This window comes from Pseudomonas sp. RIT778 (genome assembly GCF_019718735.1).
Lineage (GTDB): Bacteria > Pseudomonadota > Gammaproteobacteria > Pseudomonadales > Pseudomonadaceae > Aquipseudomonas > Aquipseudomonas aphyarum.
The window spans coordinates 1-17498 of sequence record NZ_JAIHBA010000062.1; the positions used below are offsets into that span (position 1 = coordinate 1).

General features: G+C 61.4%; 15 protein-coding genes and 1 pseudogene. 13 read left to right on the top strand and 3 right to left on the bottom strand.

Annotated features, from left to right (window positions below):
• Positions 1–403, top strand: a pseudogene (locus K5E37_RS28765) (peptide ABC transporter substrate-binding protein); the annotation flags it as partial.
• A 62-nt stretch (positions 404–465) separates the two neighbouring features.
• On the opposite strand, the gene K5E37_RS28770 reads toward K5E37_RS28765, so the two are convergent.
• Positions 466–2802, bottom strand: a complete 2337-nt coding sequence (locus tag K5E37_RS28770; RefSeq protein WP_221535771.1) for an acylase — start codon at positions 2800–2802, stop codon at positions 466–468.
• A 294-nt stretch (positions 2803–3096) separates the two neighbouring features.
• Between K5E37_RS28770 and K5E37_RS28775 the strand changes: the two genes are divergently transcribed.
• A complete protein-coding gene (locus K5E37_RS28775; RefSeq protein WP_045121840.1) occupies positions 3097–3474 on the top strand; it encodes a fe2+ zn2+ uptake regulation protein in 378 nt (125 codons plus the stop codon).
• 18 nt (positions 3475–3492) lie between these two features.
• Here K5E37_RS28775 and K5E37_RS28780 read toward each other — a convergent pair whose 3' ends face one another.
• On the bottom strand, positions 3493–3681 hold the full coding sequence (locus K5E37_RS28780; protein WP_007957552.1) for a hypothetical protein: 189 nt from the start codon (positions 3679–3681) through the stop codon (positions 3493–3495).
• Between the two features lie 157 nt (positions 3682–3838).
• Here K5E37_RS28780 and K5E37_RS28785 point away from each other — a divergent pair, with 157 nt between their 5' ends.
• The 6 genes from K5E37_RS28785 to K5E37_RS28810 all read left to right on the top strand — a co-directional run bounded on the left by K5E37_RS28785 (position 3839) and on the right by K5E37_RS28810 (position 11300).
• Positions 3839–3976: a hypothetical protein gene (locus K5E37_RS28785; RefSeq protein ID WP_007957554.1), complete on the top strand. Its 138-nt coding sequence runs from the start codon at positions 3839–3841 to the stop codon at positions 3974–3976.
• A gap of 261 nt (positions 3977–4237) precedes the next feature.
• Positions 4238–5485, top strand: coding sequence for an MFS transporter (locus tag K5E37_RS28790; RefSeq protein ID WP_221535772.1), 1248 nt, complete (start codon positions 4238–4240; stop codon positions 5483–5485).
• A gap of 15 nt (positions 5486–5500) precedes the next feature.
• Positions 5501–6631 carry an acyl-protein synthase gene (locus K5E37_RS28795; protein WP_085604004.1) on the top strand — a complete coding sequence of 377 codons (1131 nt, stop codon included), beginning with the start codon at positions 5501–5503 and terminating at the stop codon, positions 6629–6631.
• A 1-nt stretch (position 6632) separates the two neighbouring features.
• Positions 6633–9083, top strand: coding sequence for an aldehyde dehydrogenase family protein (locus tag K5E37_RS28800; RefSeq protein ID WP_221535773.1), 2451 nt, complete (start codon positions 6633–6635; stop codon positions 9081–9083).
• Complete coding sequence (locus K5E37_RS28805) at positions 9067–10356, top strand: phenylacetate--CoA ligase family protein (protein ID WP_221535774.1); 1290 nt, start codon at positions 9067–9069, stop codon at positions 10354–10356. The genes K5E37_RS28800 and K5E37_RS28805 overlap by 17 nt, the downstream gene beginning before the upstream one ends.
• Positions 10356–11300, top strand: a complete 945-nt coding sequence (locus tag K5E37_RS28810) for a GNAT family N-acetyltransferase (RefSeq protein ID WP_221535775.1) — start codon at positions 10356–10358, stop codon at positions 11298–11300. Before K5E37_RS28805 ends, K5E37_RS28810 begins: the two co-directional genes overlap by 1 nt.
• Positions 11301–11340: 40 nt before the next feature.
• On the opposite strand, the gene K5E37_RS28815 is transcribed toward K5E37_RS28810, so the two are convergent.
• Positions 11341–11874 (bottom strand): hypothetical protein, encoded by a 534-nt coding sequence (locus K5E37_RS28815; protein ID WP_085604016.1) that lies wholly within the window; start codon positions 11872–11874, stop codon positions 11341–11343.
• 382 nt (positions 11875–12256) lie between these two features.
• Here K5E37_RS28815 and K5E37_RS28820 point away from each other — a divergent pair, with 382 nt between their 5' ends.
• From K5E37_RS28820 to K5E37_RS28840, 5 genes are all read left to right on the top strand, one after another.
• Positions 12257–14248 (top strand): methyl-accepting chemotaxis protein, encoded by a 1992-nt coding sequence (locus K5E37_RS28820; RefSeq protein ID WP_221535776.1) that lies wholly within the window; start codon positions 12257–12259, stop codon positions 14246–14248.
• Between the two features lie 164 nt (positions 14249–14412).
• Positions 14413–14859, top strand: coding sequence for a DUF411 domain-containing protein (locus K5E37_RS28825; protein WP_221535777.1), 447 nt, complete (start codon positions 14413–14415; stop codon positions 14857–14859).
• Positions 14859–15293: a YqaA family protein gene (locus K5E37_RS28830; protein WP_221535778.1), complete on the top strand. Its 435-nt coding sequence runs from the start codon at positions 14859–14861 to the stop codon at positions 15291–15293. The genes K5E37_RS28825 and K5E37_RS28830 overlap by 1 nt, the downstream gene beginning before the upstream one ends.
• Positions 15294–15378: 85 nt before the next feature.
• A complete protein-coding gene (locus K5E37_RS28835) occupies positions 15379–16404 on the top strand; it encodes an alpha/beta fold hydrolase (RefSeq protein WP_007957574.1) in 1026 nt (341 codons plus the stop codon).
• Between the two features lie 13 nt (positions 16405–16417).
• On the top strand, positions 16418–17371 hold the full coding sequence (locus K5E37_RS28840; RefSeq protein ID WP_221535779.1) for a D-2-hydroxyacid dehydrogenase family protein: 954 nt from the start codon (positions 16418–16420) through the stop codon (positions 17369–17371).
• Positions 17372–17498 lie beyond the last annotated feature (127 nt).

A 17498-nucleotide genomic window follows, 5' to 3' on the forward strand; every position in this document is an offset into this window, starting at 1 on the left:
CCTGATCGAGGGTTCCGTGCTGGTCACCAGCAATTCCCGACTGGCCGGTGACGGCTTGCGTCTGGGGCCCTCGATGCAGGCGCGCTACAAGCACGGCGACGACATGCCGCAAATCAGCCAGACCTACGCCAACGACAACTCGCTGGCCTGGCGCAGCGGCAAACTGGTGCTCGACAACCTGTCGCTGAACGAAGCGTTGCCGCAGATCAACCGTTACCTGGACAAACCGCTGATGCTCGCCGACAACTCGACTGGCTCGATCCGGGTCGGCGGGATCTACAACATCAAGGAATTGAACAGCTTCGCCAGTTCCCTGCCCAAAGTCTTGCCGGTGTTCCTGACCCGCAACAAGGACGGCAACCCGGTCATCAATCCGATGCCGCAGCAACCGGTAAAAAACTGAAGGCCGTTCCCGTGAGGGAGCGGCCTTCTGCTTTGGCACTTGTCAGCGATGTTTACCGGTGATTACTGCGCCGCGACTTTCCCCGCCTTTTCCAGATCATCGTGCACGGTTTGCACCTGATACTGCGGATCAGCCTTGATCTGCTGCTCGGTGAACGGCAACACGCTCCACTGTTTCTTCGAGAACGCCTCGGTCTGGTCGCGGGAATACTTCGACGCCGGATCGCTGGACAGCGAGAACGCCAGCAGGCCCTGGGCATGCGGCCCCTTGTCGTCGAACGTGACGACTTGCAGATAACTGGTGCCGCTGACCACCTCCAGCTTGCCGTCTTCACGGGGCACGCTCTGGATCGCGTTGTAAATGCCCAGCGTCCCCGGGCCACCGTGGATCGGCGTTTGCTGGCCGCCACTGCTGACCACCTGCACATCGCCCCAACGGGTTTTCTCGGTCAGGCCCATTTTGGTGGCGGACTCGGCCGACGCCAGCATGGCCTCGCGCAATGCCTTGGCCACTTCCGGCTTTTCAATGGCCAGCCCGCGTGGTGTGTGTTGCGCATCCTTCGGATCGAAGGCCACACGCCAGGCCTGCGGCGATTCCTGCATCGCTTGCATGATGGTCTGGAAATGCACCAGCCCGACGCCCGATTCCAGATTCGCCCGGCCGTCCCACGCCTTCAGGCTGCTGCACACTGATTTGAGCGCTGCATCAGGCTGGGAAGCACAGAACTTCAACAGATCCGGCATCACCTGCGTTGCCAGGAACACCTGATCGTCCATCACCATGTGTTGCAGATCCTGCACCGATACCGGGCCTTTTTTGCTCAGGGTCGCCAGACGATCCAGCGCAAAGCGCGAGCGCAGGCCCAGTGGCTGGCCGTCCTGACTGATCAGCGGCGAGAAGCCGGTCAACGGTTGCGCCGGGTTGGCCAGCCACGCCGAATCGTTGGAGTGCTGGACGAAGTCCTTGCGCAACAACTGTGGCAACTGACCCGAAGCGTAAATGCCCTTTTGCGCGGCTTGCGGATCGATGTCCCAGGCGCAGGCGCTGTTGGAACCGTCGAGCACGATCATTTTCAGACCGGCGCGCGGGTCGCTGCACTTGGCCAGTTTGTCGGCGCTGACGTTCGGCACCACCGACAGGTTCATGTACAGCGTCTGGCCCTTGTCATCTACCGCCAGGGTGTTGACCCACGGGATGCCCTGAATGGTGTGCACCGAATCCTGCAGATCCTTGAGATTGCCGGCGCGGTTCATGGCGTACCACTGCTTCAGCACCCGGTCGTTGTCGAGGTTGGCATCGCGCAGGCTATAGGCGAACTGATTGTTCCAGTCGAGCTTGCCGGGCCACTGCACGATCGGGCCGAACTGCGAACTGTAGACATCCCGCGACACCGGCACGACGTGGCCGTCCGCCTGTTTGACCTGCACCGTGACCGTCTGCTTGTTCATCGGCAGGGACTGGCCGTCGAGCAGGTAACGGGTCGGATCCTTCGGGTCGAGTTGCAGGCGATACAGGGTGAAATGCTTGGACGAGTCGACGGTGTGGGTCCAGGCCAGATGTTGGTTGAAGCCGATGTTGATCATCGGCAAGCCCGGCAGCGCCGCGCCCATCACATCGAGTTTGCCCGGAATGGTCAGGTGCATCTGATAGAAGCGCATGCCGCCGACCCACGGAAAATGCGGGTTGGCCAGCAGCATCCCACGGCCATTTAACGAACGCTCGCTGCCCACCGCTACTGCGTTGCTGCCACGGTCCAGGGCGAAGCGCTGCTGGCGCGTGTCCGCCAGTTGGTAAGCCCGCGCATCGTTTTCAATCTGCGCAGTGGCCTGCGGCGGCGTCGCACCCGCCAGCGCTTCGGCGAACTGACCGACCCCGCCCTCGACCAACAGACGACGGGTCAGCTTTACCAGGTCTTCGGCGGCGATATCGCGCACCCATTCACCCTGGCACTGTTGCGGCAGTCCCTGCTGGCGACGTTCGGCCAGGTAACGGTTGTAGCCGGCGGCATAACCTTCCACCAGATCACGCACTTCGACCGGCTGAGCCTGCCAGAAAGCGTTCACTGCCTGCGGCGTGTTGAGCCACTGGAAGAACACGTCGCTGACGCGGTTCTCGCGCTCTTCGACTGTCAGTTGCTCCGGCCCGAAGTACCGCGACCGCTCGCCGTTGACCGTCACGATCTCGTTGGCCAGCAGGCACAGGTTGTCCTGCGCATAGGCATAACCGATGCCGAATCCGAGACCGCGTTCGTTCTCCGCACGGATGTGCGGTACGCCAAAGCCTGTGCGACGGATATCCGCGCCGGTCTGAACGGACGGGCTGAACGCCTGCGCCGACAGACTCAGCCCGAGAAACAGGCCGACAAGGGTCAGTCCGGTGAATTGCCTGGAAATAGTCACGCTCGCTCCTGATCGAAATGCCGTAGAGCGAACCGCCCGCCACCGTGAACACGTCGGGCCCGGCTCGCTCTGAAATCACCCACGCGTCACGCGCAATGAGCCTGTCCAGAAAACGAAGCCGCGGAAAAAAAATTTAGTCGGTCATACAGCCCTCTCGCACCGTAATCACGGGGAAAAGACAAAACGGCGACAAATTTTCTACATTTTTCGCTTCATGATTTGTCGAGCTGAAACGTCTTGTTTAGAGAGAGCACAAAAAACCTTTCCTGATCAGGCTCTGAAAGGAGTAATCGCATGTACAACCCACCCCTACCATCGGAAGGTAGCCAGACCCCACAAGGAGCGCCCATGGGTTCGCACGTCGACGTATTCGGGCAACGGATCGAGCGTCACGGCAATGAGCGCATCCGTTTGCTGCTTAAAAGCTTCGGCCTGCGCACCAGCCTGATTCGCCTCAAAGTCATCGACACCCTGCTGGTCGCCGCCGAGGACGACCGTCGTCTGGGTGTGCGTGGCGTGCATAGCCAACTGCTGGATCTGGACATTCCGTTGTCCTTCCTCAGCGTTCGTGAAGTGTTGAAGCGTCTGTGTGCCGAAGGCGTGATCACGTTCAACGACGACAAGAGCTACAGCCTCCATCCCCAGGCTGCCGCGGTGCTCAACAACGATTGAAGCACCCGGCAGACGCCGTCAGGGCTTGACCTTGCGGCGCATCACGCCGTTGATCACCACGACCACCACCGCCACACCGATGGCGATGTACTGGAACGTTTGCTCGCTAAGCTTGCCGGCGTTTTGCAGCCAGGACAGGCCGAGCATGATCAGCAGTACGGCGACGGCGATCAGAATCGAATATATCAAGCGTTGCTTATGGGTCATTACAGGTTCCTGAACCGTTGGAATGTATCGGGTTTGTATCGGCGTTGATGCCATGCGCATACCGTTTGACGGGGATGCGCCGCGGTAAACGGGGTCTCATGTTACAGCCGATGAAGAGCTTTGGCTTCAAACGGCGTTAACCATGAGGATCCTTGAAATGCTGCGTCGAATCACCTGGCTGATTCCTGTACTTGCACTGCTCACCCTGAGCGGCTGCATCATCTTTCCCCACGGCGGCTGGCATGGCGATCATCGCCACTATGGGCCTGGCCCGGGTTACTACTACCATCGTTAAGCCATCTCACGGAAAGGATGCCAGCGTCCGTCCGTTCAAATGCAACAACGGATTTAAGCGTCAGGAAAAATGCCCACAGGAATGTGGGCATTTTTTATGGCTCGGCCATCAATGCCGTAGGGCGTTTCACCTGTGCAAGTAAGAAAGTCTCCCTCTGCAACATCACGCATAACCGCGTCATAGACCGTCACACCAATGGCGTAGGAACAATCCCTGCTCATCCCTACCCTTTGCGCTCCCTCTCGACGACCGTGAAAGCGCATGCAAAGAACTCTCATCCCCCTCCCGCCACTCCAGGCACTCGGCTTCTGTCTGGCCATCACCCTGTTCGAATGGTTGACCTACATGGCCAGCGACATGGTCATGCCGGCCATGCTGACTGTCACGCGGGATCTCGCAGCCGAGGCCGCTCACATCCCCAACGCGTTCAATCTGTATCTGATCGGCGGCGTCTGCCTGCAATGGCTGATCGGGCCGCTGTCCGACCGGTTCGGCCGGCGCCCTTTGCTGCTGGGCGGTTGCGCACTGTTCGGCGTGACTTGCGCGGCGGCTGTCGCCACGCCCGGCATCGAAGTGTTCAACGCCCTGCGCCTGTTGCAAGGCATGGGCCTGGGGTTTGTCGTGGCGGTCAGTTACCCCGCGCTTCAGGAAGTCTTCTGCGAGGCCGATGCGGTGCGCCTGATGGCGTTACTAGGTAATGTCGCGCTGCTTTCGCCCCTGCTCGGCCCGCTGCTCGGCAGTCTGCTGCTGGAATGGCTGAGCTGGCGCGAGCTGTTCCTCTGTCTGGGTCTGATCGCGACACTGACCTGGATCGGACTGTATGCCTGCATGCCGGAGACGATCGGCGTTGTCCGCCACGATGGAGGTCGACAAGCGCCGATCCCTTTCTCGTTTCGCCAGATCGGTAGCCGCTACCTTGCATTGCTGCGCAATCACCGGTTTGTCGGCACGTGCCTGGCCCTGGGTCTGATGAGCCTGCCGCTGATTGCCTGGATCGGACTGGCGCCGCTTCTTCTTGTCCAGTTGCTGGGCCTGACCACGCGCGAATATGCGCTGTGGCAGATTCCGGTGTTTTCGGCGGTCATCGTCGGCAATCTGATCCTCGACCGACTGCTGGCGTCGCGGGATCTGCCGCAATTGATTCGCCTGGCGCTCTGGCCGTTCTGCCTGGGTTTGCTGACCTTGATCGCCACCGCAGTGACCAGCCTTTCGCTTGCCGGATTGATGACCGGCCTTGGGCTGTATGCCGTGGGGCTGGGCATGAGCAACGCCGCTTTGTACCGACTGGCACTGTTTTCCAGCGATGACAGCAAAGGTCTGGTGTCTGCCGCGATCGGCATGATTTCGATTGCCGTGATGGGTGTCGGTGGTTCGTTGATCGCAGCGATCGGCGGCGGCACCCGTCTTGAATCCTTCGCTATTTGGGCGGCGCTGGGCGGCCTGCTCAGCCTGCCCCTGCTGTACCGGTTTCTGCCACACGTCCCGGCAGACACCGCTTCTTCAACATAACGACAAGGACGCCTGATGAACCACTTCCCCTACAGCGACGCACTCTGTGCGTTGACGCAACCTTATTGCCCGGATTCCGTGCCGGACGGGCTGTTTAACCAGGCCATGGCCGAAATGAGCCGGTTCCACTGCCAGCACACTCCGGGCTACGAACACTGGCTGAACGCCAATGGCCTGATCGTTGGTGACCTGGATCACCTTGATGACTGGTCGCGGCTACCGCCGATTTTCGCCAGTTATTTCAAGCGCCAGGCGTTGCTTAGTTCCACCGCAGCGGACGCACTGGAACTCACTTCCTCCGGCACCAGCGGCGAAAAAAGCCGCATGCGTTACGACGAGCGCAGCCTGGGCGCAGCCCAGAACATGGTCGAGCGGATCTTCCAGCACTATGACTGGGACACCCTGCACACGCCGTGCAACTACCTGCTGCTGAGCTATGAACCCGAGGGCAGCATCAGCCTGGGAACATCATTCACCGATCAGTTTCTGTGCGGCTTCGCGCCCGTCAATCGCGTGGCCTACGCACTGCGCCGAACGGGTGGCGGTCATGAATTCGACGGCTTTGGCGTGATCGCAGCCTTGCAGTCCTTCGCCGAAGAAGGTTTGCCGGTACGGATCTTCGGCTTCCCGGCCTTTCTCTGGCAGACCCTGCAACGCATGCAGGCGACCGGGGTGGCTGACCTGCAACTGGCGCAAGGCTCGCTGACGCTGTTTGGCGGCGGCTGGAAAACCCACGCGGCGCAAGAGATTCCCCGCCAGCAACTGTACGAACGCATTCACCGCCAACTGGGCATCGAGATGTCCCGTTGCCGTGACGGCTACGGCGCAGTCGAGCATGCGGTGCCTTATCTCGAATGTGCTCACCACCGTTTCCATGTACCGGTCTATTCGAAGGTTTTCGTGCGCCATCCCGCTGACTTTACGGTTCAGCCTTACGGCCGTCAGGGCTTGCTGAGTTTTGTCTCGCCTTACATTTCTTCGAGCCCCGCGCACGCGGTGGTCATGAGCGATCTCGCCACCCTGCATCCCGGCGCCAGCTGTGGCTGTGGTCTGTCCACCGACTGGTTCGAACTGCATGGCCGCGCGGCCACCACCGCTGGCCGTAGCTGCGCCCTGGCCGCCTCTGAACTGCTGGGGAAGCACTGATATGTACTTGATCAACGGACAGCTTCACGACGACTGCACCCTCGACGGCGCACTGCAACAGCTTTACCTGGATTTGCCGGAACGATTGGCCAAAACACTCGAAACAGCGACCGTGCTGAGCGCAGCAGCCGCTTTCGCCAAACGTCTGCAGGATCCGGACACGGCATTGCCTATCGATCCCGAGCAACGCCAGTCACTGATCGAGTTCTGCCAACCCGCGGCCCTGCGGCGCAAGCTTGAGCGCGAACTCGGCGAGCAGCCGGGCAGCCTGCGTCGCCTCGACTATCGCCAGTCACGCTTTGAACGCTGGAGCCCGCTGGGCCTGGTGGTTCACATCACCCCCGGCAATGCACCGCTGCTGGCTTTCTGTGCGGTGATCGAAGGCCTGCTGGCCGGCAACGTCAACTGGTTGCGCCCCAGCAGCAGCGATCAGGGTCTGACGGCGCAATTGCTTCATGGATTGGCGCAGTGCGATGCGACCGGCCAGATTGCCGGGCATGTCGCCGTCGTTCCGGCCAGCACCGCCCAGATCGGTCAGTTGTGCCAACAGGCCAACGGCGTTTCAGCGTGGGGCGGTGAGTCGGCGCTGCAAGCCATCCGCCAGCAACTGGCACCCGGATGTCGCTGGATCGACTGGGGCCACCGCATCAGCTTCATCTACCTGACACCGGCAACGGTCACGCCAGAAGCCCTGGACAGCGTGGCCGATGAAGTCTGCCGCCTCGATCAGCAGGCCTGCTCCAGCCCGCAATGGCTGCTGGTGGACAGTGACGATGAAAACACTTTGCGCTCAATCGGCGAAGAACTGGCCGAGGCGTTCGAGCGTCGATCCCGGCAATGGCCAGTCCTGCCGCCTTCGATTCAGGAAGCCTCGGAAATCACCACCCGAACGGCGATGGCGCGGCTGGCCCAGAGCTTTGGCGGGGCCAGCGGCCAGGTCTGGCAGGCGCCGGACTGGCGGGTGATCTGGACCCACGACCAGCAACTCGGTCCCTCGCCGCTGTTTCGCAGCCTGCTGCTCAAACCGATGCCGCGCGTAAGGATCACCGAGGCGCTGTTGCCCTGGCGAAACGTGCTGCAAAGCGCCGGGCTGATGTGCGCCGAACACGAAATGGCCGAACTGGCTCAAACCCTGATCGCTGCAGGCGTCACGCGGGTCACCCCGGTGCAAGCGATTCACGATGGCTACGAAGGCGAACCCCACGACGGTGTGTATGCCTTGCAGCGCTTGAGCCGACGGGTGTCGGTCAGTCTGCCGGCTACAGAGCTGGCGACCCGTGCCACGCTCGATCCGCTGCCGACGCCACCCTGCGTGGCCAATCTGCCGATCATGAGCAAGGACGCCTTTGTCACCCTCCCGATCCATCCGGCGGCCCGCTTGTATTTCCGCTCCGGCGGCAGCAGCGGCACCCCAGCGTTGGCCGGTTACAGCTACCGCGATTTCGATCGACAGATGCGCGCCAGTGCCGACGGCTTGTTCGCGGCGGGCCTCGACCCGAGCCGCGACCGGGTGATGAACCTGTTCTTCAGCGGCGGGCTGTATGGAGGTTTCTTCAGTTTTTCCAAAGTGCTGGAGCTGCTGGGGGCCACGCACCTGCCGATGGGGGCGCCGGCCGATGACGATTACCGCGAGATCGCGCAGATAATCATCGACCAGCGCGTCACCGTGCTGGTCGGTATGCCAAGCACCCTGCACCGTCTGTTCCTCAATGAGCAGGAACGGCTACGCGAATATGGCGGGATCGAAAAAGTCTTCCTCGGCGGCGAACACCCCGGCGAACAAAGCCTTGCGCTGATGCGCAGCTGCGGCGTCAGGCTGATTCGCTCGGCCATTTACGGCAGTGTCGACGCCGGGCCGCTCGGCCATGCTTGCCCGGCCACTGGCGATGGCGTGTTTCATCTGATGAGCGATATCCAGCATCTGGAGATCGTCGAATTCGAGGCCCATCGACCGGTCAACGACGGTGAAACCGGGCGTCTGGTGTTCACCTCCATCGAACGTGAAGGGCAGGACGTTCAGCGATACGACATCGGCGACAGCGGTCGCTGGCTCCCCGGTGCGTGTGACTGCGGGCTGCCCACGCCGCGCTTCGAACTGCTGCAACGCCACGGCAGATTGATGCGCATCGGCACCGACTTCATCTGCCTGTCGCAACTGGCAGAGCATCTGCAGACCGAGTTCCAGCTGATCCTCGAACATGCCCCGGACGGCCTGGAGCGCATGCGCTTTCGCAGCCCACGGCAAGCCGATGATGTACAGCGTCGCCTGCTGACCTATCCGACCCTGGCCACGCTCATCCACACCGGACTGCTGACCGTTGAGGTAGAGGTTTGCGGCAGCGATCGGTTCACCCGCAACAAACACAGCGGCAAGACGCCGCTGCTGATCGACAATCGGGGCGTTGTTCCCTGCGCAGACAGGCAAGGAGCCGAACATGAACACACGATTTGAACTGCAAGAACTGGTGACCTTGGCGCGACGGCATTCCGGCTTTTATGCAAGCCACTTCGCCGACATTCCCCCGCACATCTCATCACTGGAACAACTGCCGGTGATCGACCCCGTGGAATACTGGAAAGGCAGTCATGACCTTGACCATTGGCCTGTCCTGACGGCGCCGCTGAATGACGCACTGGTTTTCAAGACCGGAGGCACCACCAGCGCCGGCAAGTTTTCACTGTTCCGGCGCGAGGAATGGCAGACGCTGGTGACGGACTTCGGTCGCAGTCTCGACGCGCAGCTGAGCGCCGGGGACCGGGTGGCCAACCTGTTCTTTGCGGGTGACCTGTATGCCAGTTTCATCTTCACCCACGATGCGCTGGCGCAGGTTGAAACCGAGATCGTCGAGTTTCCCTTCACCGGCCATATCGACTCGAACCTTCTCGCCGATGCGATCGACCGGCACCGGATCAATGTGCTCGCGGGTATACCGGCCCATCTGCTGAGCTTTGCCGCGTGGCTCGAGCAGAATGGCCGGGCCCTCGAGGGTGTCACCGCCCTGCTCTACGCCGGCGAAAGCCTGTTTGACGCACAGTTGCAACGGCTTGAGCGGGTGTTCCCCAATGCCCGCGTGGCCTCGATCGGCTACGCCAGCGTGGACGCCGGATTCATCGGTGCCAGCCATCGTGACTGCGCTCTTGGCGAACACCGGGCTCCCGAAGGCCACGGTGTGCTGGAAATTCTCGACGAACAGACCGGTGAAGTGATCGAAGAATGCGGTCGGGTCGGGCGCCTGGTCATGACCAACCTCACGCGCCGGTTGATGCCGTTGATCCGCTACCCGGTCGGCGACCGTGCGTGCTGGCGAGAGCCGCCAGGCACGTCGGGGCGCAAGTTCGCGCTGATGGGGCGCTGTGCCGACAGCCAGAGGGTGCGCGTGGGCATTCTGACTCTGCTGCCGCAATCGATCGGCGAGACCGTGCTGCGCATCACCGGCAGCGACGATTGGCAACTGGTCATCGAGCAGGATGACGCCACGGATATCCTGCGCCTGCACTGGGCGCCGGACGCCCTGAAACCGGCAAACGCTGAAGCCGACCAGACGCTGCACAGCGCCTTGATCGAAGACTATCCGTTGATCAGGCAACTGAGCGCCGATCACCTGCTGGTATTGCAGATTCGCTGCTGCAAGGTTCAGGAACTGGCACGCCATCCACGCTCCGGCAAACGGCAACACGTGCTCGATCGGCGCGTCTACAACGGCTCTGGCCAGGGGACCTGCTGATGGACGCGATCACCCTGCGAGGCTACCGCACCAGTGACGCCCCGGCCGTCAGCCACCTGTTCAGAAAGATCTATGGCGACCATTACGCTCAGCCGCATGTTTATCTGCCCCGCATGATCAGCCAGAACCATGCCGACCGCCGCTGGCACTCGTTGGTAGCGGTGGCGAACGGTCAAGTAGCAGGTCACTCCGCGTTGATTCTCGACGAAGGATCATCCCTCGCCGAACTGGCCCTGAGCGTGGTAGATCCGCAGATCCGTGGGCAAAACGTCGCCACGCAAATGGGCCGGCATTTGCTGATCCATGCGCAGGCGCTGGGTTATCAGGGGGTCACGATCAAGCAAATGACCCATCACCCCTACACCCAGAAAATGGCCGCCGGCCTTGGTTTTCACAACACCGGCGTGTTGCCCGATCACGCACCGTCGCCCTTTGGCGGCGCGGTGACGGAATCGCTCGTGCTGGGTTACGCCCCGGGCGATGGTTATCAGCGCCCGTTGCCGGCCTTGACCTGGCCGGATGAATGCCGTGAGTTCATGCAGCAGATGTGCGACATGTTCGGAACGCGGGTGAACGTGTCGCCCTGGGTCGGCGCACCGGCGCAGCTGGAACAGCGCTGGGGGCGATACGACGGGGTATTCAACGAAGTGGACGACAGTTTGCTCAAGCAGCTGCAACAACTGCCCGACCATTGGCTGATTTCGATCAGGCTCAGGCTGGCGCAGGGTTTCGACAATGCCTGGCGCCAGTTATCGACGATGGGTTTCGTGTTCAGCGGACTGGCGCCCGATGAACGAGGCGCTGGATGGCTGGCGTTGTTTCATCGGGGGTTCCAGCCCAAATCGCTGATATTGCATTGCCCGCAAATGCAGCGATTGCATGACGATATGCAGCGGCAGATCGCCTCGCCCTCTAAATTCCACGCTTGCGGCAATCGCCCATAAACGAAAGAGCCCGCCCCGTTACCGGGGCGGGCTCTGTCTGTCATGCCTTGGCTTTTATACCTTGATCGGTAGGAGGCTTGCGCTCCCCGCCCTGACCATAAGTCTGCAGGTTCTGCAGTACATAAATGGCTTTCTTGTACTCGGGGATCAACGTATTCGCGTACTTGTTGCCCTTGAGATTGTTGTTCTGGATGGTATCCAGCTGCGTTGCGAAGTACTCCAGCGCATTGAACTTGGCATCCGGGTCCTTCTGTATGCCGAAGCGATCAAACTTGTCGCCGGCATTGAGCAGGGTCATGGACGTGATCTCGGAAATCAGGCCCCGGCCACGCAGCATTGCACTGAGACTGCCCAACTGCTTGGCAGAAACATTGGTGGGATCGAAACCCTTGATGTTCTTGTGCAGCCCCTGTTTGTCCATCTCCGCGATGCTGATCGCGTTGGGATCGTTGCCGACCAGGGCCAGCATCTGCTTGACCTTCACGCTTTGAGAAACCGGTTTGCTCGAGCTGCCTGTGTCTCGAACCAGCAAACCCGCCTTGGGTTGCCAGGCACCGGTATATCCGATAGTCATGAGCAAGCTCCTTGCGAGGAAAACATGAAAAATTCCTTGTTGAACCACATTTGAGTTGCCCGGAGTATCGGCCGGCAAACTAATGGCACCAACTCCTTTCTGCACTTTTTTACAATTTTTGTACATTCACGATACAAATCGGCAACAGCCCCGGAAATACGGGACTAGAGCGTTCATGACAAGGTGATGAAAGTGGGTTTATTGCTCGAATGTGCGGGACGGTTAGTTCCCATGTATCTGGCCTGACACCTTCCTTTGGTCGGGATCGGCTCTTTTAGGACGAAAGTACCTAAAGCTTCCCGAGTACCCGACGATACGCTAGGAAACCCGCGCTGTTTTTCCCCTGCCCACAATAAGAATCCCTGCTCAAGGACCGGTTTCCATGCCCGCATTCCGCACCATTCAGGCTCGCTACACGCTGTTTCTGGTTCTGTTCATTCTGTTGTTGTCGGTGCTGACCGTGGTTGGCATCAGCCAATTGGTCGCGCCCAAGCTGCGCCATACCGAAGAACAGGTCGTGCTCAACCGCATCGCTGAAGTGGCCGAGCAGATCCAGGGCGAATTGAACAAGGTCCAGGCGCAGCAGCGCAGCATCACCCAGACCATTCCGCTGCTCGACAGCGCGGCCATCGACACGGTGTTGCCGGGGCTGGTGGATCAATACGGCGAACTCAAAGTATTCGGCGGCGGCATCTGGCCGTTGCCCGGCCAGCGCGAGGCCGGACGCAACAAGTTCAGTACGTTCTGGCACCGGGATGCCTCCGGCAAACTGGCGGTGAACACCTTCTGGAACAGCGACGCGGCCCCCAATTATTACGACCAGAGCTGGTACAAGGGCGGCATGCAAACCCCGCGCGGCCAGTGCGCGTGGGCCGCTGCCTATAAAGATGACGCCAGCGCCGAACCGCGCACCAACTGCGCCATGGCCATCCAGAAAAACGGCAGCGCCTGGGGCGTCTCGACCATCGACGTGACCCTGGGCTTCTTCAACGATCTGGTGGCGCGCAAGGAAAAAGACCTCAACGCCGAAATGCTGATTGTCGAGGCCGACGGCAAGATCATCAGCAACAGCTCGCGCATCAGCGGGCCGATCGTGCTGAAGAACATCAGCGAACTGGCCGGCGGCTCGACCTTCGCCAGCCAGGTCAAGGCCGGGCTGCAAAACCGTGAGCAGGCGCAGCGCGTCGAATTCGACAACAACGGGGAAGCCAGCACGTTCTTCATGCGCCCGATCGAAGGCACCCCGTGGTTCCTCGCCACCGCGCTGCCGACCAAAATGCTCACCGCCCAGCGTGACGACGTGCTCAGCAGCCTGAGCCTGTTGCAGATTCCGCTGGTGATCCTGCTGGTGCTGTTGCAGGTCTACGCGATCCGCCAACTGGTCTCGCGCATGAAAGCGCTGAAAGCCAACATCGATTCGCTGTCCAGCGGCGATGCCGACCTGACCCGGCGCATCACCATTCGCGCTGAAGATGAACTCGGTGCCATCGGGCATTCGGTCAACACCTTCATCGCCTACCTGCAGAACATGATCGGCGAGGTCACCCAGGCCACCGGCGCCATGGCTTCGAGCCTCGACAACCTGCAACGCACCTCGGCGCACACCAGCCAGATTCTGCTGCGCCACGCTTCGGAAACCGACCAGACCGTTACCGCGATCAACGAAATGAGCTCGACCGCCGAAAGCGTCGCGCAAAATGCCGCCGAAACCGCCGCTTTCACCCAGCGCGCCAACGAAAACGCCGACCGCTCGCGCGTCGTGGTTGGTGAAGCGTCCGGCAGCGTTGTGGCGTTGATTGATGAGGTGGCCAGCGCCACCCACAAGGTCGAAAGCATGCAGCAGGATGCCCAGCGCATCACCGAAATCCTCGGCGTGATCGGCGCCATTGCCGGCCAGACCAACCTGCTAGCGCTCAACGCCGCCATCGAAGCAGCACGCGCCGGTGAGCAGGGTCGTGGTTTTGCGGTGGTGGCGGACGAAGTGCGTGCTCTTGCCGCCCGCACCCAGGCCAGCACCTCGGAAATCAACGAAATGTTGACCCGCCTGACTCAGGGCGTGAGCTCGTCGGTCAGCGCCATGGAAAACACCCAGGCCAGCTGCCAGTCGGCCGCCGATGCCACTGCGCGAGTCAACAGCGGCCTCGACGAGATGGCCGGCTCCGTCAGCCACATCAACAGCCTCAGCACTCAGATCGCCACCGCCGCCGAGCAGCAAAGCGCGGTCACCGAAGAGATCAACCGCAGCATGGTGCAGATCCGCCACATGGTTGATGAGCTGGTGGAAAGCGGTCAGGCCAGCGAACTCAACACTCGCCAGTTGCTGGAAGCCAACAGCCGGGTGAGCGCGATCATGGGGCGCTTCAAGGTTCGCTGACCGTTTTGTCATCTTGCGCTCAGTGGCCTGTCAGCTTTGATCTACGATCATGTTGGCAGGCCTGCCTCGTATCACTTGGAAACACTCCGTTGATGCCCGGCAGGAAAAACCGGTCAAAATGCCTTCCTTTTTTGACCGTTCCTCCTTCGAGCCGAGAGCCCTCCATGCGAAACCACCTGCGTCTGGCCGCCCTGAGCGCCCTGTTCATTTCCTCCCTGGCGCAAGCCGCCGACCTTATCCCGATCGAAGTCCACCGCGACGCCAACTGCGGTTGCTGCAAAAAGTGGATCAGCCACCTGGAAGCCAATGGCTTCAAGGTCGAAGACCACGTCGAATCCGACATGAGCAGCTTCAAGCAAAAGCACGGTGTACCGCCACGCCTGGCGTCCTGCCACACCGCAATCATCAACGGCAAATTCGTCGAAGGCCACGTGCCGGCGGAACAGGTGCTGGCCCTGAGCAAGCGTGATGACCTGCTTGGCGTTGCCGCACCGGGCATGCCAATGGGCTCGCCGGGCATGGAAATGGACGGCATGAGCGATGCGTATCAAGTGATCGGCCTGAAGAAAGACGGCGCCGATGTGGTGGTGGCGGATTACCCGGCCCATTGATGACGGCGGGTTATCTCGGGCTGTTCCTGGCCGCGTTTGGCGCAGCGACACTCTTGCCACTGCAATCGGAAGCCGTGCTGGTCGGGCTGCTGGTCAGCGATCGTTACTGGCTGTGGGGGCTGCTGGCGGTGGCGACGCTGGGCAATGTCCTGGGTTCGCTGGTGAACTGGTGGCTGGGGCGCGGGCTGGAACGGTTTCAGGACCGGCGCTGGTTTCCGGTCAGCCCGAAGCATATGGAGCGTGCCCGCGTTCACTATCAGCGTTATGGTCACTGGTCGCTGCTACTTAGCTGGTTGCCGGTGATCGGCGACCCGCTGACGTTGATCGCCGGGGTCATGCGTGAACCCCTCGGGCGCTTTCTGTTGATCGTCACCCTCGCCAAAGGCGCCCGCTACGGGGTGCTGGCGATGCTCACCCTAGGCTGGCTCGGTTGAACGATCCGGCCCGGGGATTGCCTGTGTTTAACGTCGCCCTAATCCGGCCGTTCCAGCATCGGCCGATTTCTTGTGGAGTTGTCCTATGTCTGTGTCGCTGACCCGCTGGCTGCCCGGCTTGCTGCTAACCGCCGCCCTGCCCCTGCTTGCTCACGCCGAAGGCCCGCAATACGGCCCGGAGCTGCAAGGTTTCGATTATCCCTACACCCTCAAGCACTTTGCCTTTCAGTCCCAGGGCAAGTCGCTGCAGATGGGTTACATGGACGTCGCCGCCCACGGCAAGGCCAACGGACGCACCGTGGTGCTGATGCACGGCAAGAATTTTTGCGGCGCGACCTGGGACAGTTCGATCAAGGCCCTGAGCGAGGCCGGTTACCGGGTGGTCGCCCCGGACCAGATCGGTTTCTGCACCTCCAGCAAACCCGATCACTACCAGTACACCTTCCAGCAACTGGCGGCCAACACCCAGCAACTGCTCAAGACGCTGGGCATCCAGAAAGCCACTCTGCTCGGCCACTCCACCGGCGGCATGCTCGCCACCCGTTACGCGCTGCAATACCCGGATCAGGTCGAGCAACTGGCGCTGGTCAATCCGATCGGCCTGGAAGACTGGAAAGCCCTCGGCGTGCCGTATCGCAGCGTCGATCAGTGGTATCAGCGCGAACTGAAAGTCACCGCCCAGGGCATTCGCGACTATGAACGCACAACCTATTACGACGGCCGCTGGAAACCCGAATTCGACCGTTGGGTGGACATGCTCGCGGGCCTGAGCAACGGCCCGGGCAAGACTCAGGTCGCATGGAACTCGGCGCTGATCTACGACATGATCTTCACCCAGCCGGTGTACTACGAGTTCAAGGACCTGAAGATGCCGACCCTGCTGCTGATCGGCACCTCCGACACCACCGCCATCGGCAAGGACATTGCGCCGCCGGAAGTGAAGGCGAAAATCGGTCACTACGAAGTGCTCGGCAAGCAGGTCGCGAAACTGATTCCTCAGTCCACGCTGGTGGAATTCCCCGGCATGGGCCACGCCCCGCAGATGGAAGAGCCGGCGAAGTTTCACGAGGCACTGCTGGGCTGGCTGGACAAAACCAATCCCGTTCGTTGAAGAGGTAACGCTGATGGCGGTGCAGATTGCGGTGATCGATGACTGGCAGGACGTCGCGCGGGGCGTAGTTGACTGGTCGGTGCTCGACAGTCTCGGCGAAGTCACCTTCGTCCATGAGTACCCGGCGGACAACGCCACGCTGGCCGAACGTCTGGGCCAGTTCGAAGTGATCTGCGTGATGCGCGAACGCACGCGCTTCGATGAAGACCTGCTCAAACGCTTACCGAACCTGAAGCTGCTTGTCACCGGCGGCATGCGCAACGCGGCGCTGGACATGCCGGCCGCCGCCCGCCTCGGGATCAAGGTCTGCGGCACCGACAGCTACAAACACGCGGCGCCGGAACTGACCTGGGCGCTGATCATGGCCGCCACCCGCAATCTGCTGAACGAGGCCAACGCCCTGCGCGCCGGCCAGTGGCAGCAAGGCCTGGGCGGCGACCTGCACGGCAAGACCCTCGGCATTCTCGGCCTCGGCAGCATTGGCCAGCGGGTGGCGCAGTTCGGTCAGGTGTTCGGCATGCGCGTGATCGCGTGGAGCGAAAACCTCACCGCCGAGCGCGCCGAACAGGTCGGCGTCACTTATGTCAGCAAGCAGCAATTGTTCGAACAGGCTGACGTGTTGTCGGTGCATCTGGTGCTCAGCGACCGCAGCCGGGGGCTGGTCGATGCCCAGGCCCTGGACTGGATGAAGCCGACCGCGCTGCTGGTCAACACCGCGCGCGGACCGATTGTCGACGAAGCGGCGCTGATCAAAGCCTTGCAGAAACAGCGCCTCGGCGGTGCGGCCCTCGACGTGTTCGATCAGGAACCGCTGCCTGCGCTGCACCCGTTTCGCACCCTCGACAACGTGCTGGCCACGCCGCATGTCGGCTACGTCAGCCGCCAGAACTATGAGCTGTTCTTTTCGCAGATGATCGAAGACATTCAAGCCTGGTCAGCCGGGGAACCGATCCGCCTGCTCAACTGAAACTCCTCGCCTTCGCGGGCAATCCCTGCCCGCGAAGCAGCACCCGCTGTTCGCCCGCCAACACAACTGTCCGCACCGCAACAGTGCGCCCGCACTTTCCCGGCGCCCGAAATCGTGACCGGCCGGT